The sequence below is a fragment of the Rathayibacter sp. VKM Ac-2805 genome, from assembly GCF_009834265.1.
In the GTDB taxonomy this organism is placed as follows: domain Bacteria; phylum Actinomycetota; class Actinomycetes; order Actinomycetales; family Microbacteriaceae; genus Rathayibacter.
This window is the reverse complement of sequence record NZ_CP047185.1, coordinates 1372849-1397643: the sequence shown is the minus strand read 5'-3', so window position 1 is coordinate 1397643 and position 24795 is coordinate 1372849. Positions and strand designations below refer to the sequence as shown.

The following is a 24795-nucleotide window of genomic DNA, read 5'->3' as shown; positions in this document are numbered from 1 at the left end:
GGGGCGACGCGCTCGCCGCTGTCAGGCCGGGGCCGCCGCGCACCCGCGCTCGCCTTCTTCGAGGGGACCGCGGGAGCGGCCGCCACCGCCTCGCCGCCCTGCCGCGCGATCGTGAGCAGCGCGCCCAGCTCCTCCCGGGTCAGGTCCCGAAGATCGCCCGAGCGCAGGGTGCCCAGGTGCAGCGGCCCGAACTGGCGCCGGACGAGCTCGATCACCGGGTGGCCGACCGCCGCCATCATCCGACGGACGACCCGGTTGCGACCGGAGTGCAGGGTGATTTCGACGAGCGAGGCGTTCGAGCGGCCCTCCGGCCGGCCGAGGAGACGCGCCTTGTCGGCGGCCACCGGTCCGTCGTCGAGCTCGATCCCGGAGGTCAGCGTCGCGATCGTCTGCGGGAGGACCTGCCCGTGCACCTTCGCGATGTAGGTCTTCGTCACTCCGAACGACGGGTGCGCGAGGACGTGGGCGAGCTCGCCGTCGTTGGTCAGCACCAGCAGTCCCGAGGTCTCGGCGTCGAGGCGCCCGACGTTGAACAGCCGCTCCTCGAAGTTCTTCGTGTAGAGGCTGAGGTCGGTGCGTCCGTTCTCGTCCGCCAGCGAGCTGACGACGCCGATCGGCTTGTTGAGCATCACATAGCGGCGCGAGGTGTCCAGCTGCACCGCGACCCCGTCGACCTCGATCCGGTCGGTCGCCGGATCGATGCGGCGGCCGAGCTCGTCCGCCACCTCGCCGTTGACGCGGATCCGCCGTGCCACGATCATCTCCTCGACCACTCGTCGGGAGGCGACCCCCGCTGCCGCGAGGACCTTCTGCAGTCGTTCGCCGTCGGGGCCGCTGTCAGGCGCGCTCATCGAATCCGTCTCTTCCGTCGCTCAGTAGGGGGGAGATCTTCGGCAGCTCGTCGAGCGAGGTGAGGCCGAGGTGCACGAGCAGCTGCTCGGTGGTGCCGTAGAGGACCGCGCCCGTCTCGGGGTCGTGGCCGACCTCCGCGATGAGGCCGCGGCCGAGGAGGGTGCGCGCGACGGAGTCGACGTTGACCGCGCGGATCTGCGCGACCTGACCGCGTGAGACCGGCTGCTTGTAGGCGATCACGGCGAGCGTCTCGAGCGCCGCCTGCGAGAGCCGCGTCGGGTTCTGCGTCAGGACGAAGTCCTTGACCACCGGGTCGTACTCTCGGCGCACGTAGATCCGCCAGCCCGCACCGACCTCGCGCAGCTCGAAGCCCCGGCGGATCGCCCCGTCGGCGCCGTCGTAGTCGGCGACCAGGCGCTCGATCGACTGGCGGACCACGGCGATCGGCCTCGACAGCGCGGTCGCGAGGGAGGCGAGCGGCTGCGGCTCGTCCGCGACCATCAGGATCGCCTCGATCGCCCGGTCGATCTCGAAGGCGACGGTCCCGGGACCGGCGTCAGGAGTCATAGTCGGCTCCGAGCGCGGCAAGGCTCGCGTCGCTCCAGTGCTCCGCGACCCAGCGCAGCGTGAGCTCGCCGAGCGGCTCCGGCTGGTCGAACGAGATCGCGGCGTGCCGGTAGAGCTCGAGCACGGCCAGGAAGCGCGCGACGATCACGCCCTTCTCGTCGGCGTCCGCGATCAGCTCGCCGAAGGTGGCCCTCCCGCGGGCGCGCAGCATCGCCACGACGTGCGCGGCCTGCTCCCGGATGCTGATCTGCGGGGCGTGCAGGTGGTCCAGGCCCACCGTCGGCAGCTCGCGCGGAGCGAGGGCGACGGTCGCGAGGGCGGCGAAGTCGGCGGGCGACAGGGTCCAGACGAGCTCCGGCTTCGCGGACCGGTACTCCTCCTCCAGAGGCACGTCGCGCACGTGGCGGGCGGTCTCGATCGCGATCCGCTCGGCGAACCACGACGACACCTGCTTGAAGGCCCGGTACTGCAGGAGCCGGGCGAACAGCAGGTCTCGCGCCTCCAGCAGCGCCGCGTCCTCCGCGTCCACGAGCTCGCCCTGGGGCAGGAGTCCGGCGATCTTCAGGTCGAGGAGCGTCGCGGCGACGACGAGGAACTCCGACGCGCGGTCCAGCCCCTCGAGCGAGTCGATCCCGTGCAGGTACGAGAGGAACTCGTCCGTCACGGCGCTCAGGGCGATCTCGGTGATGTCGACCTGCTGCTTCGCGATGAGGCTCAGCAGGAGGTCGAACGGACCCTCGAAGTTGGTCAGCGCGAGGTGGAACCCGGTGGGAGCGGTGCGCTCCTCGAGGAGCACCTCAGGCGACCGCGCCACGCGAGATCAGCTCCCTGGCGAGCTTGCGGTACGCCTTCGCGGCGTTGTGCTCGGGCGCGAACTGGGTGATCGGGACGCCGGACACGCTGGCGTCCGGGAACTTCACCGTGCGGCCGATCACCGTCTCGAGCACGCTGTCGCCGAAGGCGTCGACCACCCGGTCGAGCACCTCCCGCGAGTGCAGGGTGCGGGAGTCGTACATCGTGGGCAGGATGCCGTCGAGCTCGATCACCGGGTTGAGCCGGTCGCGGACCTTGTCGATCGTCTCGATCAGCAGGGCGACGCCGCGCAGCGCGAAGAACTCGCACTCGAGCGGGATGAGCACGCCGTGGCTCGCGGTGAGCGCGTTGACCGTGAGCAGGCCCAGCGAGGGCTGGCAGTCGATCAGGATGACGTCGTAGTCCGCGCTCACCTTGCGGAGCACCCGGGCGAGGATCTGCTCGCGCGCGACCTCGTTGACGAGGTGGACCTCGGCGGCGGAGAGGTCGATGTTGGCCGGGATGACGTCCAGGCCCGGCACGCGGGTCCTCCGGATCGCCTCGGCCGGGTCCTTCACGGTGCCGAGGAGCAGGTCGTAGATCGTGATGGCGTCGTAGGTGGTGACCCCGAGGCCGGCCGAGAGGGCGCCCTGCGGGTCGAAGTCGATGGCCAGCACGCGGCGGCCGTACTCGGCGAGGGTCGCGCCCAGGTTGATGGTCGTCGTCGTCTTGCCGACGCCGCCCTTCTGGTTGCAGAGCGAGATGATCCGGGCGGGGCCGTGACCGGTGAGCTCCACCGGCAGCGGGAAGTCGCGCAGGGGGCGGCCGGTCGGGCCGAGCGTCGGGGCTTCGAGACCGGTGAGCTCGGCCTTGTCGTCCGTCTTGCGTGTCACCTGCGTCGTCCTCGCTTCCGTGGCGGCGTGCGCTCCCGCGCGGCCTCCGACGAGTGTACCGGCGCCCCGCTCCCCGGCCGCCGCGCCCCGCCGCGCGGGGCCGCGGCTCTAGCGCCGCGCTCGCGGGTGCGCGGACGTGTAGACGTCCCGGAGCGTGTCCGCCGTCACCAGCGTGTAGATCTGCGTCGTCGCCACCGAGGCGTGCCCGAGGAGCTCCTGCACCACGCGGACGTCGGCACCGCCCGCGAGCAGGTGGGTCGCGAACGAGTGCCGGAAGGTGTGCGGCGAGATCTCCCGGTCCAGCCCGGCCTTCTCGGCGACGGCGCGGATGACCAGCCAGGCGCTCTGCCGCGACAGGCGGCTCCCGCGGACCCCCAGGAAGAGCGCCGGCGTCGCGCGCCCCCTCCGCGAGAGCTCGGGCCGCGCACGGACGAGGTACTCGTCGACCGCCTCGCGGGCGAAGCGGCCGAGCGGCACCATCCGCTGCTTGGACCCCTTGCCCGTCAGCCGCACCACCTCCGCGGCGACCACGTCGTCGACGTTCAGGTCCACCGCCTCCGAGATGCGCGCGCCCGTCGCATAGAGCAGCTCCAGCAGGGCCCGGTCCCGCAGGTCCGCGAGCTCCTCGCCGCGCGCCGCGTCGAGCAGTGCCGCCATCTGCTCGACCGTGACCGCCTTCGGCAGGGTCATCGGGACCTTCGGCGGCACCACGTCCCGGGCAACGTCGTCCGCGACGACCCCCTCCTCGAGGGCGAAGCGGTGCAGCCCTCGGACGCTCGAGAGGATCCGTGCGCGCGAGCTCGCCGCGAGCGGCCGCTCCGGGCGTGCGGCCAGCCAGGAGGAGAACTCCCCCACGTCGACCCGTCCGAGCTGCGCCAGATCCACGCTCCCGCGCTCCTCGAGCCAGCCGAGGTAGAGCTCCAGGTCGCGCCGGTAGGCCGCGAGCGTGTGCGCCGAGAGCCCGCGCTCCACGCTCGCCTGCCGGAGGTACGCCTCGGCGCAGGCGCGGGGGCTCACCCCCGGGGGTGGCGGACCCGCGGGTGGCGCGTCCACGGCGAGGACGCGTCGCCCAGCCCGTCCCAGCCGCGCGAGCGGAACGCGTGCGCCGCGAGCACCGCGATCGTCAGCGAGGGGTTCTGCACCCGGCGGACGAGGACCGCCTCGACCGCCTCGTCCAGCGGCACCCACCGCAGCTCCATGTCCGCCTCCTCCGCCTCGCGGTCGAAGGTGGAGCCGGTGGACGAGAGCCCGCGGGCCAGGTAGATCCGGATGACCTCGTCGCTGCCGCCCGGCGAGGTGGCGAACTCCGAGAGCAGGTCCCAGCGCTCGGCCTGCAGGTCCGTCTCCTCGCCCAGCTCCCGCTGAGCGGCGACCAGCGGATCCTCGCCCTCCACGTCGAGCAGGCCGGCCGGGATCTCCCACTCGCGGGTGCGGACCGGGTGCCGGTACTGCTTGATCAGGGCGACGCGGTCCTCGTCGTCGAGGGCCAGCACCGCGACGGCTCCCGTGTGATCGAGGAACTCCCGGCGCAGCTCGCCGCCGCCGTAGCGGAACGTCTCCGCGCGGACGCCCCAGACCATCCCGTCGAAGACGCGCTCACTGGTCAGGACCTCCGGCTCGACGAGCTCGTCCGACAGCGGCTCACTCATCGGCGCCCGCCTCCGATGCCGGGAAGAGGCGCGAGGCCTCCTGGCGCTCGAGGGCGGCGGTCACGAGGCCGCGGAAGAGCGGGTGCGCGGCGTTCGGGCGCGAGCGGAGCTCCGGGTGCGCCTGCGTGCCCACGTAGTAGGGGTGCTTCTCACGGGGCAGCTCGACGTACTCCACGAGGTGGCCGTCGGGCGAGAGGCCGGAGAACCAGAGCCCCGCCTCGGCGATCCGGTCGCGGTAGCGGTTGTTGACCTCGTAGCGGTGCCGGTGGCGCTCGGCCGCCTCAGGTGCGCCGTACACCTCGGCGACGATCGAGCCCTCGGCGAGCTCGGCCGTGTAGAGGCCGAGGCGCATCGTGCCGCCCATGTCCCCGGACGCGAGGATCTCGACCTGCTCGGCCATCGTCGCGATGACGGCGAACTCCGTCTCCGGGTCGAACTCCGACGACGAGGCCCCCTCGAGGCCGGCCTCGTTGCGGGCGTACTCGATGACCATGCACTGCAGGCCGAGGCAGAGCCCGAGGGTCGGTATCCCGTTCTCCCGCGCGAAGCGCAGCGCGCCGAGCTTGCCCTCGATACCGCGGATGCCGAAGCCGCCGGGCACGCAGATGCCGTCGAGCTCGGAGAGCGCCTTGGCCGCAGCCTCGGGGTCCTCGAGCCCGTCGGAGGCGATCCAGCGGATGGCGACCTTCGTCTGCTGCGCGAAGCCGCCGGCTCGCAGAGCCTCCGTCACGGAGAGGTAGGCGTCGGGCAGGTCGATGTACTTCCCGACCAGGCCGATGGTGACCTCGTGCTTGGGCTCGTGCACGGCCTCGAGCAGCCGCGACCAGCCGTCCCAGACGACCTCGCCGGCCGGGAGGCCCAGCTGGTCGATGATGTAGGCGTCGAGGCCCTGCTCGTTGAGCAGCTGCGGGATCTCGTAGATCGACGCGACGTCCTTCGCGTTGACCACGGCCTGCTCGTCGACGTCGCACATCAGCGCGATCTTGCGCTTGTTCGACTCCGACACGGGCCGGTCGCTCCGCAGTACCAGCGCGTCCGGCTGGATGCCGATCGAGCGCAGCGCCGCGACGGAGTGCTGGGTGGGCTTGGTCTTCTGCTCGCCGGAGGCGCCCATGAAGGGCACCAGCGAGACGTGCACGAAGAAGACGTTGCGGCGGCCGAGCTCGTGGCGGACCTGGCGGGCCGACTCGATGAACGGCTGGCTCTCGATGTCGCCGACGGTGCCGCCGATCTCGGTGATGATGACGTCCGGCTGCGGGTCGTCCTCCGACTGGAGGCGCATGCGCCGCTTGATCTCGTCCGTGATGTGCGGGATGACCTGGACCGTGTCGCCGAGGTACTCGCCGGCGCGCTCCCGCGCGATGACCCGCGAGTAGATCTGGCCGGTCGTGACGTTCGCGGCCTGGTTCAGGTTGATATCGAGGAAGCGCTCGTAGTGGCCGATGTCGAGATCGGTCTCGGCGCCGTCGTCGGTCACGAAGACCTCGCCGTGCTGGAACGGGTTCATCGTCCCCGGGTCCACGTTGAGGTACGGGTCGAGCTTCTGCATGACGACGCGCAGCCCGCGCGCGGTCAGCAGGTTGCCCAGGCTCGCGGCAGTGAGTCCCTTGCCGAGCGAGGAGACGACACCGCCGGTGACGAAGATGTGCTTCGTGATCTTCGAGGGGGCGTCCTGCCCGGCCGTCGAAGCGCTCCGGGTCGAGGACCCGGAGGAGCCCTCGGGATCCGAGGGAGAAGAAGAGGAAAGGCCCGCGTTCGTAAAGTCCACCACGGGGTTCCACCGTAACAGCAGAACGGCGGCGGCGGACCGCCCGGGACGGATCGATGTCGTCCCGGGCCGCTCGCGATCAGCCCCGCCGACTCGATTCGAGGAGCTCCCGCGCATGAGCGAGAGCGTTGGCGGAGTCGGTGAGCCCCGAGAGCAGGCGCGCCATCTCGGACACCCGCTCCTCGGAGTCGAGCTGCGTCACGGCGCTGGAGGTCACCGCGCCGTCCGAGCCCTTCTCGACGCGGAGGTGGTTCGTGGCGAATGCGGCGACCTGCGCGAGGTGGGTCACCACGATGACCTGCGACGTCTCGGCGAGCCGCGCGAGCCGTCGGCCGATCTCGATCGCCGCTGCTCCGCCGACCCCTGCGTCGACCTCGTCGAAGACGAACGTCGGAACGGGGTCGTTGGCGGCGACCACGACCTCGATCGCGAGCATCACCCGCGAGAGCTCGCCACCCGAGGCTCCGCGCGCGAGGGGCCGGGGTGCGGCCCCGGTGTGCGGCTGGAGAAGCATCTCGACGGAGTCGCGCCCGTGGACGCTCGGCTCCCCCGCGGCCGTCACCTTCACGTGCAGGCGCGCATCCGCCATGGCCAGCGCGGTGAGCTCGTCGCTGACCCGCTCCCCCAGCTCGGCGGCCGCCGCGGTCCGCAGCTCGGTCAGCCGGGTCGCGAGGCGGTCGACGAGGTCCGCGTCGGCCGCGGTGTCGGCCTCGAGAGCCGCGATCCTCTCGTCGTCGCCGTCGAGCTCGAGCAGGCGGAGTCCGGAGGAGTCCACCAGGTCGAGCACGTCGTCCAGGGTCGGTCCGTAGGTGCGGGCGAGCAGGGACAGCTCCGCCCGCCGGTTCTCGATCAGCTCCAGGTCGTGCGCGCCGTCGAGGTCGAGCTCCGCCAGGTAGGAGGAGAGCCCGCCGGCGGCGTCGACGAGGAGCACCGCCGCCTCGCCGAGCGTCTGGACCGTCGGCTGCAGGGCGGCGTCGTGCTCGGCCGCCCGCTCCAGCACGCGCCGCGCCGTCTCGAGGAGCCCGAGCGCGTCCCGCCCGTCCAGCTCCTCGGACGAGATCGCCTCGCGGGCCTCGCCGGCGGCGAGCCGGAGCTGCTCGATGCTCCCGAGCCGGGCGGATTGCGCCGCGAGCTCGACGTCCTCCCCGCGCTGGGGGGCGACCACCTCGATCTCGGCGAGGGCCGAGCTGAGCCGTTCGGCTTCGCGGGCGCGCGTCTCCCGGGCCTCGGTGAGCGAGTCGAGCTCCTCCCGGTTGGCCCGCCAGCGCTCGAAGGCGCTCGCGTAGTCGCGGAGGGCGTCGGCGAGACCGGGTCCGCCGAACCGGTCGAGCGCCTCGCGCTGCGCCGCGGCGGAGCGGAGGCGGATCTGGTCCGACTGCCCGTGCACGACGACCAGCTGATCGGCGAGCTCGCTCAGCACGCTGACCGGTGCGCTCCGGCCGCCGACGACGGCTCGCCCGCGTCCCTCCGCCGAGACCGAGCGAGCGAGGAGCAGCTCCGGGCCGTCGAGATCGCCGCCGGCGTCGTGGACCCGCTCGGCGACCGGGCCCTGCTCTGGGACCAGCCAGCGCCCCGACACCCAGGCCTGCTTCGCTCCCGAGCGCACCGCGGACGCGTCAGAGCGCGCGCCCAGCACGAGGCCGAGCGCCGTGACCACCATCGTCTTGCCGGCGCCGGTCTCGCCGGTGACCGCGGTGAAGCCCGGTCCGAGCGGGAGCGTCGCCTCGGCGATCACTCCGAGGTCGCGGATCTGCAGCTCTTCGAGCATCGGGCCTTACTCCGTCTCCGCCGACCCCCGCCATCCGCGGATGGGGAGACCGAACTTGTGCACGAGTCGATCGGTGAAGGGGGCGTCGTGCAGGCGCGCGAAGCGCACCGGCACGGGCGAGCGCCGGTAGACGACGCGCGCTCCCGGCGGCAGCTCGTAGGCGCGCCGGCCGTCGGCCCAGAGGACGCCGACGCCGTCGGTCCTCTCCTTGACCTCGACGGCGAGGCTCGACGACGGGCCCACGACGAGGGGCCGCGCGAAGAGGGCATGGGCACTGAGCGGAACGAGGAGCATCGCCTCGACGGTCGGCCACACGACGGGGCCGCCCCCGGAGAAGGCGTAAGCGGTGGAACCGGTCGGAGTGGACACGACGATGCCGTCGCAGCCGAAGCTCGACAGCGGACGTCCGTCGACGCCCACCATGACCTCGAGCATCCGCTCGCGGCTGCCCTTCTCGACCGTGGCCTCGTTGAGCGCCCAGGTCTCGTAGACGACGGCCTCGTCGATCTTGACGCGCACCTGCAGGGTCATCCGCTCCTCGACCGCGTAGTCGCCGTCGAGCGCACGGGCGACGGCGTCGTCGAGATCGTCCCGCTCGCTCTCCGCGAGGAACCCGACGTGGCCGAGGTTCACGCCGAGCAGAGGGGCCGTCCCGGACCGGACGATCTCCGCTGCGCGGAGGATGGTCCCGTCCCCGCCGAGCACGAACACGAGCTCGATGGACTCGAGCGGCACGTCGGACCCGAGCACGGCGACGTCGCTCAGATCCGGAGCGACCGCGACGATGTCTCCCTTGTCGTCGGCGCAGAGGACGGGGTGGGCGCCGGAGTTCCGGAGGCGCTCGACGACGAGGACCGCCGCATCGAGGGAGTCCGTCCGTCCGGTGTGGGCGACGACGAGGATGTTGCGCTCGTCACGAGGGGACTGCATCGAGGGTGTGTCCTTCTGGTCGGTCGACAGCGGCGGACACGATCGCGTCATCCGGTGGTGAGCGCGGTGACCGCGTCCCTCCATTCTGTCGGAATCGTTCCGCGGTCGCGGTGGAGGTGCGCCAGATACTCACGATTCCCAGCGCCCCCCGGGAGTGGCGACTCGGCCAGGCCGACGACGCCGAGCCCCAGGTCCCACGCCGACCACAGGACGTCCGAGAGGGCCTCGCGACGCAGCTCGGGATCCCGGACGATCCCCTCCCGCACTCCCAAGCGGCCGACCTCGAACTGCGGCTTCACCAGCACCACGAAGTCGGCGAGCGGATCCACAGAGGCGGCGACCGGAGGCAGAACCATCCGCAGGGATATGAAGGACACGTCGGACACGACCAGGTCCGGGACGATCTCGGTCCTGGCGGCTTCGGCGAGCCGGGCGGCGGTGAGATCCCGCGCATTGAACCCCTCCACCACGTGGACGCGATCGTCGGACCGGATCCGGGGAGCGAGCTGCGCGTGCCCGACGTCGAGGGCGATCACCGAGGCGGCGCCGCGCTCGAGCAGGACCTGCGAGAACCCGCCCGTCGACGCCCCGACGTCGAGAGCGTTCCGGCCGGCGACTCGCACCGTCGCGAAGGTGTCGAGGGCGGCGAGCAGCTTGTGGGCGGCCCGGCTGACGTAGTGGTCGAGGCCGGCGACCGCGACGTCCTGATCGTCGCGCACGCGGATCGAGGGCTTCAGTGCAGGGACGCCGTCCACCGTCACCAGACCGCCGGCGATCATCCGAGCGGCATGGGTGCGGGATCGGGCGATACCCCGTTCGGCGAGAGCCGAGTCGAGTCGCGAGTCGTCGGTCATCGGTCGCGGTCCGCGTTCTCGAGTCGGATGCGCAGCTGCTCCTGCAGCTGGACGTATCCGGCTGCCCTCTCGTTGAGCGGAGTCTGCTCGATCCGGAGGAGCTCGTCTGACAGGACGTGTTCCTCCACGACGTCGAAGCCGTTCTGGAGCGGCCTCGATTCCGGAGAGGGCATCGGGTCGTGCTGAGTCATCGCAGCTCCTCGTTCCGGAGTCGGGCGACGACGGTCATCGTCGCTCCGGCCGGCCCTGTTCGTCCTCGAACAGAGACCGACCGGTTAAACAGCGATGGCCACCCATTTCTGGGTGGCCATCGTGAATGGTGTCCGGCGGTGTCCTACTCTCCCACAGGGTCCCCCCTGCAGTACCATCGGCGCTGAGAGTCTTAGCTTCCGGGTTCGGAATGTGACCGGGCGTTTCCCTCTCGCTATGGCCGCCGTAACCCTGGCGACACACGCACCCGAGGGCACATGGTCAAATCTGAGTTACACGCCGTGCGTGTATTCAATTGTTCCGCTCCTCCCGAAGGAGGATGCGGGGTGCCCGTCTTCTGGGAACCACAAAGTGGACGCAAGCAATCTCTGACCACTCCTACCAGCCTTTACAACGGTATGAGTGTAGTGATTATCAAGTTATCGGCTTATTAGTACCGGTCAGCTCCGACAGTCTTTAGTCCTGTCTTCCACATCCGGCCTATCAACCCAGTCGTCTGGCTGGGAGCCTCTCCCCCGAAGGGATGGAAATCTCATCTCGAAGCCGGCTTCCCGCTTAGATGCTTTCAGCGGTTATCCGTTCCGAACGTAGCTAATCAGCGGTGCTCCTGGCGGAACAACTGACACACCAGAGGTTCGTCCATCCCGGTCCTCTCGTACTAGGGATAGATCTTCTCAAATTTCCTGCGCGCGCAGCGGATAGGGACCGAACTGTCTCACGACGTTCTAAACCCAGCTCGCGTACCGCTTTAATGGGCGAACAGCCCAACCCTTGGGACCTACTCCAGCCCCAGGATGCGACGAGCCGACATCGAGGTGCCAAACCATGCCGTCGATATGGACTCTTGGGCAAGATCAGCCTGTTATCCCCGAGGTACCTTTTATCCGTTGAGCGACAGCGCTTCCACAAGCCACTGCCGGATCACTAGTCCCGACTTTCGTCCCTGCTCGACTTGTCAGTCTCACAGTCAAGCTCCCTTGTGCACTTACACTCGCCACCTGATTGCCAACCAGGTTGAGGGAACCTTTGGGCGCCTCCGTTACTCTTTGGGAGGCAACCGCCCCAGTTAAACTACCCATCAGGCACTGTCCCTGAACCCGATTAGGGTCCGAAGTTAGATATCCAGAGTGACCAGAGTGGTATTTCAACAATGACTCCACGAACACTAGCGTGCCCGCTTCACAGTCTCCCACCTATCCTACACAAGCCACACCGAACACCAATACCAAACTATAGTAAAGGTCACGGGGTCTTTCCGTCCTGCTGCGCGTAACGAGCATCTTTACTCGTAATGCAATTTCGCCGAGTTCGCGGTTGAGACAGCTGGGAAGTCGTTACGCCATTCGTGCAGGTCGGAACTTACCCGACAAGGAATTTCGCTACCTTAGGATGGTTATAGTTACCACCGCCGTTTACTGGGGCTTAAATTCTCAGCTTCGCCTTGCGGCTAACCGTTCCTCTTAACCTTCCAGCACCGGGCAGGCGTCAGTCCGTATACATCGTCTTGCGACTTAGCACGGACCTGTGTTTTTAGTAAACAGTCGCTTCCCACTGGTCTCTGCGGCCATCGAACGCTCCCGGAGCAAGTCCGTTCACGCCTCAGGCCCCCCTTCTCCCGAAGTTACGGGGGCATTTTGCCGAGTTCCTTAACCACGATTCTCTCGATCTCCTTAGTATTCTCTACCTGACCACCTGAGTCGGTTTGGGGTACGGGCAGCTAGAACCTCGCGTCGATGCTTTTCTTGGCAGCATAGGATCACCGATTTCGACTTGCGTCTACCCATCAGATCTCAGGCTATATGAACGACGGATTTGCCTATCGTTCGCCCTACATCCTTAGACCGGGACAACCATCGCCCGGCTCGGCTACCTTCCTGCGTCACACCTGTTAATACGCTAAACGCACCAGCACGGGGTCGTACGCTAGGCCCAACGCTTCACCCCGAAGGGATCCATCAAAGGGATTCAGATACTTAGCACTACTGGATTGTCTTGGGCGGTTCTTCGCCGGTACGGGAATATCAACCCGTTGTCCATCGACTACGCCTGTCGGCCTCGCCTTAGGTCCCGACTTACCCAGGGAAGATTAGCTTGACCCTGGAACCCTTGGTCTTCCGGAGGACGGGTTTCTCACCCGTCTTTCGCTACTCATGCCTGCATTCTCACTCGTGTGGCATCCACGGCTGGTTCACACCGCCGCTTCACTCGCCACACGACGCTCTCCTACCCATCAACACGGCTGGACCACGAAGGCCTACCACTAATGTCAATGCCACAACTTCGGTGGCGTGCTTGAGCCCCGTTACATTGTCGGCGCGGAATCACTTGACCAGTGAGCTATTACGCACTCTTTCAAGGGTGGCTGCTTCTAAGCCAACCTCCTGGTTGTCTGTGCAACTCCACATCCTTTCCCACTTAGCACGCGCTTAGGGACCTTAGTTGGTGGTCTGGGTTGTTTCCCTCTCGACTATGAAGCTTATCCCCCACAGTCTCACTGCTGCGCTCTCACTTACCGGCATTCGGAGTTTGGCTGACGTCAGTAAGCTTTTGGGCCCCATCGGCCATCCAGTAGCTCTACCTCCGGCAAGAAACACGCAACGCTGCACCTAAATGCATTTCGGAGAGAACCAGCTATCACGAAGTTTGATTGGCCTTTCACCCCTATCCACAGCTCATCCCCTCCATTTTCAACTGAAGTGGGTTCGGTCCTCCACGACGTCTTACCGTCGCTTCAACCTGGCCATGGATAGATCACTTCGCTTCGGGTCTAGACCCTGCGACTGAATCGCCCTATTCGGACTCGCTTTCGCTACGGCTGCCCCACACGGGTTAACCTCGCCACAGAGCACTAACTCGCAGGCTCATTCTTCAAAAGGCACGCCGTCACCCCTACAAGGAGGCTCCGACGGTTTGTAAGCAAACGGTTTCAGGTACTATTTCACTCCCCTCCCGGGGTACTTTTCACCTTTCCCTCACGGTACTTGTCCGCTATCGGTCATCTGGGAGTATTTAGGCTTATCAGGTGGTCCTGACAGATTCACACGGGATTTCTCGGGCCCCGTGCTACTTGGGATACTCTTCACGCCATAACACCATTTCGACTACGGGGCTCGCACCCGCTCTGGCCAGGCGTTCAAACCTGTTCGTCTATGATGCGCTGTAACGTTCACCGGCCGGCAGACCGGAATGAAAAGTCCCACAACCCCGGCCATGCAACCCCTGCCGGGTATCACACATGACTCGGTTTAGCCTCTTCCGCGTTCGCTCGCCACTACTGACGGAATCACTGTTGTTTTCTCTTCCTGTGGGTACTGAGATGTTTCACTTCCCCACGTTCCCTCTACCCGCCCTATATATTCAGGCGGGAGTCACCAGGTCACCACAAGGGGCCTGGCGGGGTTTCCCCATTCGGAAATCCTCGGATCACAGCTCGTTTATCAGCTCCCCGAGGCTTATCGCAGATTACGACGTCCTTCTTCGGCTCCAGATGCCAAGGCATTCACCGTTTGCTCTTATGAACTTGCTAATCACATGAGTTAAGAAACTACAACTCGAAAAGTTGCAGATCCAATGATTTGCATGACCGCAGCCCGAAAGCCGCGCCATGCGAATCTTGTCGATCCACGACCGAAGCCGTGAATCTAAGATGCTCGCGTCCACTGTGTAGTTCTCAAAATACGGGCGGTATCCCTCTCCCACACACCCAGGCGTGAGAAAAGGATCCGGAGAGTCGACCCCGCTACCCGAAGGCAGCCGGCCCGGTCCCTCAGGACCCAACAGCGTGCATGTACCCGACTCCACCGCCCCGACGCGTTCCCAACCCGAAGGCTGTACTGACGCGAGACGATCTCACCGAGCACCTAGTTCAATGTTCCACCCATGAGCTACCAGCAAAGACATTCGCTTTGATCTGGCGCCTGGAACACCCTGCGGTGTCCAGATGCTCCTTAGAAAGGAGGTGATCCAGCCGCACCTTCCGGTACGGCTACCTTGTTACGACTTAGTCCTAATCACCGATCCCACCTTCGACAGCTCCCTCCTTGCGGTTAGGCCACTGGCTTCGGGTGTTACCGACTTTCATGACTTGACGGGCGGTGTGTACAAGGCCCGGGAACGTATTCACCGCAGCGTTGCTGATCTGCGATTACTAGCGACTCCGACTTCATGAGGTCGAGTTGCAGACCTCAATCCGAACTGAGACCGGCTTTTTGGGATTCGCTCCACCTTACGGTATCGCAGCCCTTTGTACCGGCCATTGTAGCATGCGTGAAGCCCAAGACATAAGGGGCATGATGATTTGACGTCATCCCCACCTTCCTCCGAGTTGACCCCGGCAGTCTCCTATGAGTTCCCACCATGACGTGCTGGCAACATAGAACGAGGGTTGCGCTCGTTGCGGGACTTAACCCAACATCTCACGACACGAGCTGACGACAACCATGCACCACCTGTATACCGACCTTGCGGGGCAACCATTTCTGGAAGTTTCCGGTATATGTCAAGCCTTGGTAAGGTTCTTCGCGTTGCATCGAATTAATCCGCATGCTCCGCCGCTTGTGCGGGCCCCCGTCAATTCCTTTGAGTTTTAGCCTTGCGGCCGTACTCCCCAGGCGGGGAACTTAATGCGTTAGCTGCGACACGGAGACCGTGGAAAGGTCCCCACATCTAGTTCCCAACGTTTACGGCGTGGACTACCAGGGTATCTAATCCTGTTCGCTCCCCACGCTTTCGCTCCTCAGCGTCAGTAACGGCCCAGAGAACTGCCTTCGCCATCGGTGTTCCTCCTGATATCTGCGCATTCCACCGCTACACCAGGAATTCCATTCTCCCCTACCGCACTCTAGTCTGCCCGTACCCACTGCAGGCCCGAGGTTGAGCCTCGGGTTTTCACAGCAGACGCGACAAACCGCCTACGAGCTCTTTACGCCCAATAATTCCGGACAACGCTTGCACCCTACGTATTACCGCGGCTGCTGGCACGTAGTTAGCCGGTGCTTTTTCTGCAGGTACCGTCAAGCCGAAGCCCTTCTTCCCTACTAAAAGAGGTTTACAACCCGAAGGCCGTCATCCCCCACGCGGCGTTGCTGCATCAGGCTTTCGCCCATTGTGCAATATTCCCCACTGCTGCCTCCCGTAGGAGTCTGGGCCGTGTCTCAGTCCCAGTGTGGCCGGTCACCCTCTCAGGCCGGCTACCCGTCGTCGCCTTGGTGAGCCATTACCTCACCAACTAGCTGATAGGCCGCGAGTCCATCCTTGACCGAAAAACTTTCCACCCGCACCCGATGCCAGGGCAGGTCGTATCCGGTATTAGACGCCGTTTCCAGCGCTTATCCCAGAGTCAAGGGCAGGTTACTCACGTGTTACTCACCCGTTCGCCACTAATCCACCCAGCAAGCTGGGCTTCATCGTTCGACTTGCATGTGTTAAGCACGCCGCCAGCGTTCGTCCTGAGCCAGGATCAAACTCTCCGTAAAAAAATTACGACCCCCAACCCCGAAGAGAAGGAGAGTCAAGTTTGACCTCTAGCAAATAAGACATCTCTCCGACCCGAAAGCCGGAAGCTGACATCAATTTCCAAAGGAATCCCAACCCGATCCGAAGATCAAGGCCGGGGTATAAAATTGGCATTGAACATAGTGCACGCTGTTGAGTTCTCAAGAATCGGACACATCCCGCCTCCACACCAGAACGGTGCTTCACAACGGAAGTTATCGAAGTTTGCTGTACGAGGGCGTGAGCCACTCGATTTGTCTTGCTTGCCGAGACCGGTTAGGCTTGTCAGGACCGAAGTCCCGATCGCCTCCGTGGCAACTCGACTAACTTAGCACATCCGCAGGCCGTGTCAAGTCCGGCTTCTTCGTGGTGTTCGCTGCACGATCGAGGATCGCACCGCTGCACCGGGCTCGGCCGTGAGGCCTTGCAACGAAGCCGGGACCGTGTCCCGTGGAGGCTTTGCATCTTACGCTCGCGATCCCGCAGCCTTCAAGAGACGAATCTCTAACAGGCCTGGGAGCGAGGGGATGGTCCCCGCTTGAGGTGGGCCAGCTGGTCTCGACGCTCTGCGCCTGACTCCCGCTTGCCGCTCCTTTGGGGTGACGAGGAGTTACATTACGTCGGGCCTCGGCCGAGCGGCAAATCGCCTGCGTCCCGGGCGTGTCGCGATCCGGGGTCCGTGCGTCGCGGGACACCGGGTACCGGACACCGGGTACCGGACACCGGGTACCGGACACCGGACACCGGGTACCGGACACCGGGTACCGGACACCGGACACCGGGTACCGGACACCGGGTACCGGACACCGGGTACCGGGTACCCGACACCGAACACCGAGTACCGATCGGCCTGCCGCCGCCGGCGCCGTCACCGCCCGGGTCCGCCCGAGGAGAGCGGGCGCGCGATCAGCGGACGAAGGCTCCGGCGAAGCTCTTCTTGCCTCGGCGGAGAACGGCGATCCCGTCGATCAGCGGTAGCTCGCCGAGCGTGACGGTCTCGGACGGGAGGGCGGTGTTGTTCACCGAGAGCCCGCCCTGGGCGAGAGCTCGCCGCGCCTCCCCCGTGCTGGCGACGAGTCCGGTCTCGACGAACGCCTGCAGCGCCGGCGTCTCCGGAGTCGCCTCCATCGAGGGCACCGCCTCGAGCGCGCCACGGAGGATGACCGGGTCGATCCCCTCGAGCGAGCCCTTGCCGAAGAGCGCGGCCGAGGCGTCGATCACCGAGCGCGTCGCCTCCGCTCCGTGCACCAGCGACGTGACCTCCCAGGCGAGCGCGCGCTGCGCCTCCCGGCGGAACGGCTCGTCGGCGACGGCCTTCTCCAGGCGCTCGATCTCCGTGCGCGGCAGGAAGGTGAAGATCCGCAGGCGGTCGGCGACGTCACGGTCGTCCGTGTTGACCCAGAACTGGTAGAACGCGTACGGGCTGGTGAGCTCGGAGTCGAGCCAGACGGCGTTGCCCTCGCTCTTGCCGAACTTGGTGCCGTCGGAGTTCATCACCAGCGGTGTGCCGATCGCGTGGACCGACACGCCCTCCGTGCGGTGGATCAGATCGGTCCCGCTCGTCAGGTTGCCCCACTGGTCGCTGCCGCCGGTCTGCAGGACGCACCCGTACTGCCGGTAGAGCTCCAGGTAGTCGAGACCCTGCAGGATCTGGTAGCTGAACTCGGTGTAGCTGATCCCCGCATCGGAGTTGAGGCGGGCGCTGACCGCGTCCTTCTTGAGCATCGTCCCCACGCGGAAGTGCTTCCCGATCTCCCGCAGGAAGTCGATCGCCGACAGCGGAGCGGTCCAGTCGAGGTTGTTGACCAGGCGCAGCCCGTTGTCGCCGCCCGCGGGAACGAACCGGGACACCTGCGCCTGGAGGCGCTCGACCCACGCCGTCACCGTCTCGCGCGAGTTCAGCGTCCGCTCGGCCGTCGGACGCGGATCCCCGATCAGCCCGGTCGAGCCGCCGACGAGCCCGAGCGGCCGATGCCCGGCCAGCTGGAGCCGGCGCATGACGATCAGCTGCACCAGGTTCCCGAGGTGGAGGCTGGGCGCGGTCGGGTCGAACCCGCAGTAGTAGGTGATCGGCTCCCCCGACAGCAGCTCGCGCAACGCTCCCGCATCGGTCGACACGTGCACTGAGCCTCGCCAGACCAGCTCGTCCCACACGGAGTCGAAGGCGGGGTCGAGCTGCGGGCTCGTCGCGGACCCGGGGAGGTGCTGGTCGATCACCCGACCAGGCTACCGCGGCGGGAAGGAGCCGGTCTCCGGGAGACAAGCGCACAGGCTTGATCCCGGGCGATCAAGTGCCGATACTTGATCGAGGAGGTCCGATGTTCGTCATCACCGCGGATCAGCGCGACAGCAGGCACGACCACGACCGCGTGGACCAGACGATCGCGAGCCTGATCGACGACGGTCGGGCGACGTTCGTCCTGCCCCCGGAGCGGACGGCGGGCGACGAGTTCCAGTGCGTGCTCGACCGGGCCGATGCCGTCGTCGCGCTCGTGCTCGAGCTGCACCGGACCGGCCACTGGAGCATCGGCCTCGGGATCGGCCCCGTCGACCGGCCACTCCCCGCGACCACGAGAGCGGCGACCGGGGAGGCGTACTTCGCGGCGCGCCGGGCGGTCGAGGCGGCGAAGGGCCGGCCGACGCGCTTCTCCCTCGATCCGGACGCACCGGGAACGGCGGCGCCGGCACCGGCGGACGTCCAGGCGCTGATCGATCCGCTCCTCCTGCTGCGCGACGCGCGCTCCGAGGCCGGCTGGCAGATCGTCGACCTGCTCGAGAGCGGCCTCTCCCAGAAGGATGCGGCCGAGCGCCTCGCCGTCAGCCCGCAGGCGGTCAGCCTCCGGGTCCGCGCGGCGAGTGCTCGAGTCGACGCTCCCGCCCGTGACGCGCTCGCGCGCCTGCTGACAGTGGTCGACCGTACGCTCGACCCCACCGACGAGAGGACACCCCGATGACGGCACCCCCCGGATCCCCCGCCCTGCTCCTCGCCTCCGCGCTGCAGTCCGCCTCGTGGACGGGCGTGGTGCTCGTGCTGCTCGCCGGACTCGCCGGTGCGGTGCTCGCCGTGCGCCTGCGCCGTCCGCAGCTCGCCTGGATCCCCCTCGTGGCGGCGGCCGCCGCCTTCCTGCTCACGGCGGTCGCCGGACCGTCCGCGCCCCCGATCCACTCCGTCCTGGTGGCGGTGCTGGCCTTCGCGCTGGCGGTCGCGGGCGGCGGGCCGGTCGTGCTGCTCACCCTCCGGCTCGCGACGGCCGACTCCCGCAGCGGCAGCCACGGCGGCATCATGGTCGCCGGAACCTCCCGCCCCGCCGCCGGAAGCGCGCCCTCGGCGATCGGCCAGCCGATCGAGGTGCTGCGCGGGGGGACGACGATCGGGGTCCTCGAGCGGATCGCGACGGCCGGCGCACTGATGAGCGGTCTCCCCGAGGGGATCGCGGTCGTGGTGGCGATCAAGGGCGTCGGCCGCTTCAGCGAGCTCGCCTCCCCGGAGGCGCGCGAGCGGTTCATCATCGGCACGCTGGCGAGCCTCGCCTGGGCGGCGGCTCTCGGCGTTCTCGCACGGCTCTACCTCGCGGGCTGAGCTCCGGGCCGCCGCCGGGGCACTGCTCTCCGGTAGGGCGAGACGGTGGGGTCGCCCGGAATGCTGAAGCGCCACGGGAAGTCGTCCCCGCCGCCCGGGCCCGAGACGCCGGTGCGCGGGCCCGCCGCCACGGAGGACGGCCTCTCCCCCGGCAGCAGCTCGAACGCCGCCTCGAGCGGGTCGCCCGACTCGGTGAGACGGACTCCGAGGGCCTTCGCCAGCCGTGCGGGTCCGCGGGCCAGATCCCGGCTGCGAACGGGTCCGCGCCGGATCATCGCGAGATCCTCCCCCGATACGATCTCGCCGGCGCGCAGCAGCACCGCCGACGCCGTGCCCGCCGGGGAGCAGACGATGTTCACGCAGGTGTGCATCCCGTAGGTGAAGTACGCGTACACGGACCCGGGCGGACCGAACATGGGAGCCGTCCGGGGTGTCGGTCCGCGGTGCGCATGCGAGCCCGGATCCTCACCGGTTCCGAGGTACGCCTCGACCTCGGTCAGCCGGACGCCGACCACGCCCTCCGGCGTGCGGTGCAGGAGGACGCGGCCGAGCAGCTCCGGTGCCACCTCGAGGGCCGAGCGCGCGAGGTCGGGGAGGTCGGCGCTCAGAAGAAGCTCTGGCCCGACACGAGGGTGATCACGATCACCGCGACGATGACGACTGCGGCGACGAGCACCAGAGTCCGCTGCTGCCAGGGGCGCAGCGGCGGACGTCCGTCGTCGCCCGGCGCTCCTCGAAGAGTCACGGGCGTTCCCCTCGGAGGGATCCGCGCACGACCCGGACGCGCTCGGTCAGCCGGGCGAGCTGCTCCGCGACGCGGTCGGGAGCCGTGCCGCCGACACCGTCCCGGCTCGCCACCGATCCCTCGATGCTGAGGACGGACCGCACGTCTGGAGTGAGCAGCGGCGACACCGAGGCGAGCGCGGCGTCGTCGAGATCCTCGAGCCCCCTCCCCTCCGACTCCGCCAGCTTGACCAGCTCACCGGTGATCTCGTGGGCGTCCCGGAAGGGCACGTGCTTCTTCACGAGCCACTCGGCCACGTCGGTCGCGAGGGAGAAGCCCTGGGGCGCGAGCTCCGCCATCCGGTCGGTGTGGAAGGTGAGGGTCGCGATCATGCCGCTGAACGCGGGCAGCAGCACCTCGAGGGTCGTCACCGAGTCGAAGACCGGCTCCTTGTCCTCCTGCAGGTCGCGGTTGTAGGCGAGCGGCAGCGCCTTGAGGGTCGCGAGCAGCCCGGTGAGGTTGCCGATCAAGCGGCCGGACTTCCCCCGGGCGAGCTCGGCGATGTCGGGGTTCTTCTTCTGCGGCATGATCGAGGACCCGGTCGAGTAGCCGTCGTCGAGCGTGACGAAGGCGAACTCCCGCGTGTTCCAGAGGATGACCTCCTCCGCGATGCGCGAGACGTCGATCCCGATCATGGCGGTGACGAAGGCGAACTCGGCGACGAGGTCGCGGCTGGCCGTCCCGTCGATCGAGTTCGGCACGCTCGACGCGAAGCCGAGATCGCGGGCGACCGCCTCGGCGTCGAGGCCGAGGGTCGAGCCGGCGAGGGCGCCCGAGCCGTAGGGCGAGACGTCCGCCCGGACGGCCCAGTCCCGCAGGCGCTCCAGATCGCGCAGCAGCGCCCAGCCGTGGGCGAGCAGATGGTGCGCGAGGAGCACGGGCTGAGCGTGCTGGAGGTGGGTGCGCCCGGGCATGATCGCCGTCGGGTGCGCCGACGCCTGCGCGGCGAGGGCGTCGATGAGCTGCACCACCAGCTCCGAGACGAGCGCCGCGTGGTCGCGGAGGTACATCCGGACGAAGGTGGCGATCTGGTCGTTGCGCGAGCGCCCCGCGCGGAGCTTGCCGCCGAGCTCGGGACCGGCTTCGAGCATCAGGCCGCGCTCGAGGGCGCCGTGCACGTCCTCGTCCGACTCGTCGGCGGCGAAGCTCCCGTCGGCGACGGCAGCCTCGAGCCGGTCGAGCGCCGCGAGCATCGCGGTGAGCTCGGCGTCGTCGAGGTAGCCCGCTCCGGCGAGCGCCCGGGCGTGGGCGCGGGAGCCGGCGAGGTCGTAGGGGGCGAGCTGCCAGTCGAAGTGGGTCGACCTCGAGAGCGCGGCGAGCTCGGGCGAGGGGCCGCCGGCGAAGCGGCCGCCCCACAGGGCTCCGGCCTCGCCCGCGCGGGCGGAGGGTCGTTCCGTCATGGTTCTCCTCGGGTTCGGCTGTCGAGTCTACTGAGCGGCGTCGGCGGTGCCGGCGCGCTCCAGGAGCCACACGAGCAGGGCCTTCTGCGCGTGCAGGCGGTTCTCTGCCTCGTCCCAGATCACGCTCTGCGGGCCGTCGATCACGTCGGCGGTCACCTCGTAGCCGCGGTCCGCGGGCAGGCAGTGCAGGAACAGCGCGTCGGGAGCGGCAGCGGCCATCGTGGCGGCGTCGACCCGGTAGGCGCCGAAGGTCGCGACGCGCGCCGCCTTCTCGTCCTCCTTGCCCATCGACACCCACGTGTCCGTGATCACGATGTCGGAGCCGGCCGCGCCCTCGTCGGGGTCGGTCGTGGTGATCGCCGATCCGCCGGTGGCCGCGGCGATGCGCTGCGCATCGGCCAGGACCGCCGCGTCCGGCGAGTACGACTCCGGGGAGACGATGCGGACGTGCATGCCGGCCGTGGCCCCCGCCAGGAGGTACGAGTGCGCCATGTTGCTCGCTCCGTCGCCGAAGAACGTGAGCGTGAGTCCCGCGAGGTGACCGCGGTGCTCGCGGATGGTCAGCAGGTCGGCGAGGAGCTGGCACGGGTGGAACTCGTCCGAGAGCGCGTTGACGACCGGCACGCGCGTGCTGCGCGCCATCTCCTCCAGGCCCGACTGCGCGTAGGTGCGCCACACGATGGCGGCGACCTGGCGCTCCAGGACCCTCGCCGTGTCGGAGGCGGTCTCCTTGCCGCCGAGCTGGCTGCTCGCGGTCGAGATGATCAGGGGGCTGCCGCCGAGATCGGCGATGCCGACCGCGAAGGAGACACGGGTGCGCGTGGAGGACTTGTCGAAGATCACGGCGACGGTCTGCGGCCCGGCGAGGGGCTTCCGGGAGAAGCGGTCGCGCTTGAGCTCGAGGGCGAGGTCGAGGATCTCGGCCTGCTCGGCGGGAGTGATGTCGTCGTCGCGGAGGAAGTGGCGGGTCACGGTGCTGGTCGCTTTCGGTGGAGGTACGGGGTCAGAGGGTCTGCAGTGCGCGGCCGAAGCGCTCGGCGAACTCGGCGACGTCGGCGGCGGTCACCACGAGCGGAGGCGCGAGCCGGATGCTCGAGTCGTTCGCCGCGTTCACGATCAGGCCGGCGTCGAGGCAGGCGGCGGCGAGCTCGGCGGCGACCGGCCGGGTCAGGGCGATGCCCAGGAGGAGGCCCGCGCCGCGGACCCCTCCGATCAGGGGCGAGTCGAGAGCGGTCAGCGCGTCGACGATCTGCGCCCCGCGCTCCCGCGCGTTGCCGAGAAGGTCGGCGCGCTCGATCTCGGCGAGCACGGCTCCGGCCACGGCGGTCGCGAGCGGATTGCCGCCGAAGGTGCTGCCGTGGTGGCCCTTCTGCAGGAGGTCGGACGCCTCGCCGAAGGTCACCAGCGCTCCGACGGGGAAGCCTCCGCCGAGCCCCTTGGCCAGGGTGACGGCGTCAGGCAGGATCCCCGCCTCCTGGTAGGCGAACCAGCGTCCGGTCCGCCCGACCCCGGTCTGGATCTCGTCGACGATGAGCAGCGCGCCGTGCTCGCGGGTGAGCTCACGCGCGCGCTCGAGGTAGCCGCCCGGCAGGGGGATGACGCCCGCCTCCCCCTGGATGGGCTCGACGATCAGCGCGGCGACGGACTCGTCGAGAGCCGCCTCGAGGGCCTCGATGCTCGCCTCGAGGTGCTCGACCCCTCCCGGCATCGGCTCGAACGGCGCCCGCATGGCCGCCTTGCCGGTCAGCGCGAGCGCGCCCATCGTCCGCCCGTGGAACGCGTTCTGCAGCGCCAGGACGCGGTGCCGGCCGCCGGCCGCGTTCAGCCGCGCCAGCTTGAAGGCCGCCTCGTTGGCCTCGGTGCCCGAGTTGGCGAAGTAGACGCGGCCCGTCTCCCCGGCCCCGGTGAGGCGGCGCAGGGTCTCGGCGAGCTCGATCTGCGGGGCGGTCGCGAAGTAGTTGGAGACGTGGGCGAGCGCACCGGCCTGGCGCGTCACGGCCTCGACGAACACGGGATGCGCATGGCCGAGCGAGTTGACGGCGATGCCGCCGAGGAAGTCGAGGTACTCCCGCCCGTCGACGTCCCAGACCCGGCAGCCCTCGCCGCGCTCGAGCACGGCGAGCGGCGGCGCGAAGGTTTGCATCATCGCGGCGGAGTAGCGGTCGCGCGCCGAGCCGGTGCGGGACGCGGTCGTGGGGATGGACATGGTGGCCTTTCGATCGGAGCGGTCCGGCCGCGAGGGCCGACGGTGCGCGCGTCCCGGACGGGACGGGCGCTCGGAGCCGGGGCCGCTGAGGATCAGCGGCCCGACATTCGCTCCCGGTCGCGGGGGTCGAGCGAGGCGACGACCTCGGTGCCGATGCCCTCCGAGGTGAACACCTCGAGCAGGATCGAGTGCGGGATGCGGCCGTCGATGATGGCGGCCTTGGGCACTCCCCCGCGCACGGCGTCGAGGCAGGCGGTCATCTTGGGGATCATGCCCGATTCGAGCGAGGGCAGCAGAGCCGCGAGGTCGTCCGAGCGGATGTGCGAGACGAGCGACTCGCGGTCGGGCCAGTCGGAGTAGAGGCCGGCCACGTCGGTGAGGACGACGAGCTTCTCGGCGCCGAGCGCGACGGCCAGCGCGGCGGCGGCGGCGTCGGCGTTGACGTTCAGCGACTGCGTGGGGTCGTCCGAGTCGGGGGCGATCGAGGACACGACCGGGATCCGGCCGGCCTCGAGCTGAGCGAGGACGGCGGCGGGGTCCACGGCGATCACGTCTCCGACGAGTCCGAGGTCGTGCTCCTCGCCGTCGATCACGACACCGCGGCGGCGGCCGACGAAGAGGCCCGCGTCCTCACCGGAGATGCCGGCGGCGAGGGGGCCGTGCTCGTTGATCCGGCGGACGATGTCGCGGCTGATGCTGCCGGTGAGCACCATCCGCACCACCTCCATCGCCTCGGGGCTCGTGACCCGGTAGCCGCCCCGGAACTCGCTCTCGATCCCGAGCCGGTCGAGCATCCGCGAGATCTGGGGCCCGCCGCCGTGGACGACCACGGGGCGGATCCCGGCGTAGCGCAGGTAGACAATGTCCTGGGCGAAGGAGCGCTGCAGCTCCTCCGACACCATCGCGTTGCCGCCGAACTTGATCACCATCGTGCGCCCGTGGAAGCTCTGCAGCCAGGGCAGCGACTCGATGAGCGTCGCGGCCTTCCCGGGTGCGGCGTCGCGCTCGGCGCGGCTCTCGGCCGAGAGGGTGGTGTCGTCGCTCATGGC

The 24795-nt window shown here is 68.3% G+C and carries 19 protein-coding genes, 3 rRNA genes and 1 pseudogene; 2 read left to right on the top strand and 21 right to left on the bottom strand.

Annotated elements, in window-relative coordinates; all coding sequences use genetic code 11:
- Positions 1-98: 98 nt before the first annotated feature.
- The 15 genes and pseudogenes from GSU40_RS06495 to tyrS all read right to left on the bottom strand — a co-directional run.
- Positions 99-851: pseudogene (locus GSU40_RS06495) on the bottom strand (pseudouridine synthase); the annotation flags it as partial.
- On the bottom strand, positions 838-1419 hold the full coding sequence (scpB, locus tag GSU40_RS06490; protein ID WP_104238575.1) for an SMC-Scp complex subunit ScpB: 582 nt from the start codon (positions 1417-1419) through the stop codon (positions 838-840). The pseudogene GSU40_RS06495 and the gene scpB, both read right to left, overlap by 14 nt.
- Positions 1409-2233: a ScpA family protein gene (locus GSU40_RS06485; RefSeq protein ID WP_160034145.1), complete on the bottom strand. Its 825-nt coding sequence runs from the start codon at positions 2231-2233 to the stop codon at positions 1409-1411. The genes scpB and GSU40_RS06485 overlap by 11 nt, the downstream gene beginning before the upstream one ends.
- Positions 2217-3104, bottom strand: coding sequence for a ParA family protein (locus tag GSU40_RS06480; protein WP_104222502.1), 888 nt, complete (start codon positions 3102-3104; stop codon positions 2217-2219). The genes GSU40_RS06485 and GSU40_RS06480 overlap by 17 nt, the downstream gene beginning before the upstream one ends.
- Before the next feature lie 108 nt (positions 3105-3212).
- The gene (gene xerD, locus GSU40_RS06475) at positions 3213-4121 is read right to left on the bottom strand and encodes a site-specific tyrosine recombinase XerD (RefSeq protein ID WP_160034144.1); all 909 of its coding nucleotides are present in this window, start codon (positions 4119-4121) and stop codon (positions 3213-3215) included.
- The gene (locus tag GSU40_RS06470; RefSeq protein ID WP_160034142.1) at positions 4118-4753 is read right to left on the bottom strand and encodes an NUDIX hydrolase; all 636 of its coding nucleotides are present in this window, start codon (positions 4751-4753) and stop codon (positions 4118-4120) included. Before GSU40_RS06470 ends, xerD begins: the two co-directional genes overlap by 4 nt.
- Positions 4746-6410, bottom strand: a complete 1665-nt coding sequence (locus GSU40_RS06465; protein ID WP_160036169.1) for a CTP synthase — start codon at positions 6408-6410, stop codon at positions 4746-4748. The genes GSU40_RS06470 and GSU40_RS06465 overlap by 8 nt, the downstream gene beginning before the upstream one ends.
- 190 nt (positions 6411-6600) lie before the next feature.
- Positions 6601-8289: a DNA repair protein RecN gene (gene recN / locus GSU40_RS06460; RefSeq protein ID WP_160034140.1), complete on the bottom strand. Its 1689-nt coding sequence runs from the start codon at positions 8287-8289 to the stop codon at positions 6601-6603.
- 6 nt (positions 8290-8295) lie between these two features.
- Entirely contained in the window at positions 8296-9219 is a 924-nt protein-coding gene (locus GSU40_RS06455; protein WP_104222498.1) for an NAD kinase, read from the bottom strand.
- A 47-nt stretch (positions 9220-9266) separates the two neighbouring features.
- Entirely contained in the window at positions 9267-10073 is an 807-nt protein-coding gene (locus GSU40_RS06450) for a TlyA family RNA methyltransferase (protein WP_160034138.1), read from the bottom strand.
- A complete protein-coding gene (locus GSU40_RS06445) occupies positions 10070-10264 on the bottom strand; it encodes a hypothetical protein (RefSeq protein ID WP_160034136.1) in 195 nt (64 codons plus the stop codon). Before GSU40_RS06445 ends, GSU40_RS06450 begins: the two co-directional genes overlap by 4 nt.
- A 130-nt stretch (positions 10265-10394) precedes the next feature.
- Positions 10395-10511: ribosomal RNA gene (gene rrf, locus GSU40_RS06440) — 5S ribosomal RNA — on the bottom strand.
- 182 nt (positions 10512-10693) lie between these two features.
- Positions 10694-13809 (bottom strand): 23S ribosomal RNA (locus tag GSU40_RS06435).
- Between the two features lie 425 nt (positions 13810-14234).
- A 16S ribosomal RNA gene (locus tag GSU40_RS06430) occupies positions 14235-15757 on the bottom strand.
- Together the 16S, 23S and 5S rRNA genes form the textbook arrangement of a ribosomal RNA operon.
- 925 nt (positions 15758-16682) lie before the next feature.
- On the bottom strand, positions 16683-17993 hold the full coding sequence (gene tyrS, locus GSU40_RS06425) for a tyrosine--tRNA ligase (protein ID WP_160034133.1): 1311 nt from the start codon (positions 17991-17993) through the stop codon (positions 16683-16685).
- A 101-nt stretch (positions 17994-18094) separates the two neighbouring features.
- Here tyrS and GSU40_RS06420 point away from each other — a divergent pair, with 101 nt between their 5' ends.
- Positions 18095-18730 (top strand): DNA-binding protein, encoded by a 636-nt coding sequence (locus GSU40_RS06420; RefSeq protein ID WP_160034131.1) that lies wholly within the window; start codon positions 18095-18097, stop codon positions 18728-18730.
- The gene (locus GSU40_RS06415) at positions 18727-19356 is read left to right on the top strand and encodes a hypothetical protein (protein WP_160034129.1); all 630 of its coding nucleotides are present in this window, start codon (positions 18727-18729) and stop codon (positions 19354-19356) included. The genes GSU40_RS06420 and GSU40_RS06415 overlap by 4 nt, the downstream gene beginning before the upstream one ends.
- Here GSU40_RS06415 and GSU40_RS06410 read toward each other — a convergent pair.
- The 6 genes from GSU40_RS06410 to argB form a co-directional block, all read right to left on the bottom strand.
- On the bottom strand, positions 19341-19964 hold the full coding sequence (locus GSU40_RS06410; RefSeq protein WP_160036167.1) for a DNA-3-methyladenine glycosylase: 624 nt from the start codon (positions 19962-19964) through the stop codon (positions 19341-19343). The two genes, GSU40_RS06415 and GSU40_RS06410, sit on opposite strands and share 16 nt — an antisense overlap.
- Positions 19961-20101 (bottom strand): hypothetical protein, encoded by a 141-nt coding sequence (locus GSU40_RS06405; RefSeq protein ID WP_160034127.1) that lies wholly within the window; start codon positions 20099-20101, stop codon positions 19961-19963. Before GSU40_RS06405 ends, GSU40_RS06410 begins: the two co-directional genes overlap by 4 nt.
- On the bottom strand, positions 20098-21540 hold the full coding sequence (argH, locus tag GSU40_RS06400; RefSeq protein WP_160034125.1) for an argininosuccinate lyase: 1443 nt from the start codon (positions 21538-21540) through the stop codon (positions 20098-20100). Before argH ends, GSU40_RS06405 begins: the two co-directional genes overlap by 4 nt.
- Before the next feature lie 27 nt (positions 21541-21567).
- Entirely contained in the window at positions 21568-22512 is a 945-nt protein-coding gene (gene argF, locus GSU40_RS06395; protein ID WP_104309758.1) for an ornithine carbamoyltransferase, read from the bottom strand.
- Between the two features lie 31 nt (positions 22513-22543).
- Positions 22544-23746, bottom strand: a complete 1203-nt coding sequence (locus GSU40_RS06390; protein WP_104238644.1) for an acetylornithine transaminase — start codon at positions 23744-23746, stop codon at positions 22544-22546.
- A gap of 92 nt (positions 23747-23838) precedes the next feature.
- Complete coding sequence (argB, locus tag GSU40_RS06385) at positions 23839-24792, bottom strand: acetylglutamate kinase (RefSeq protein ID WP_160034123.1); 954 nt, start codon at positions 24790-24792, stop codon at positions 23839-23841.
- Positions 24793-24795 lie beyond the last annotated feature (3 nt).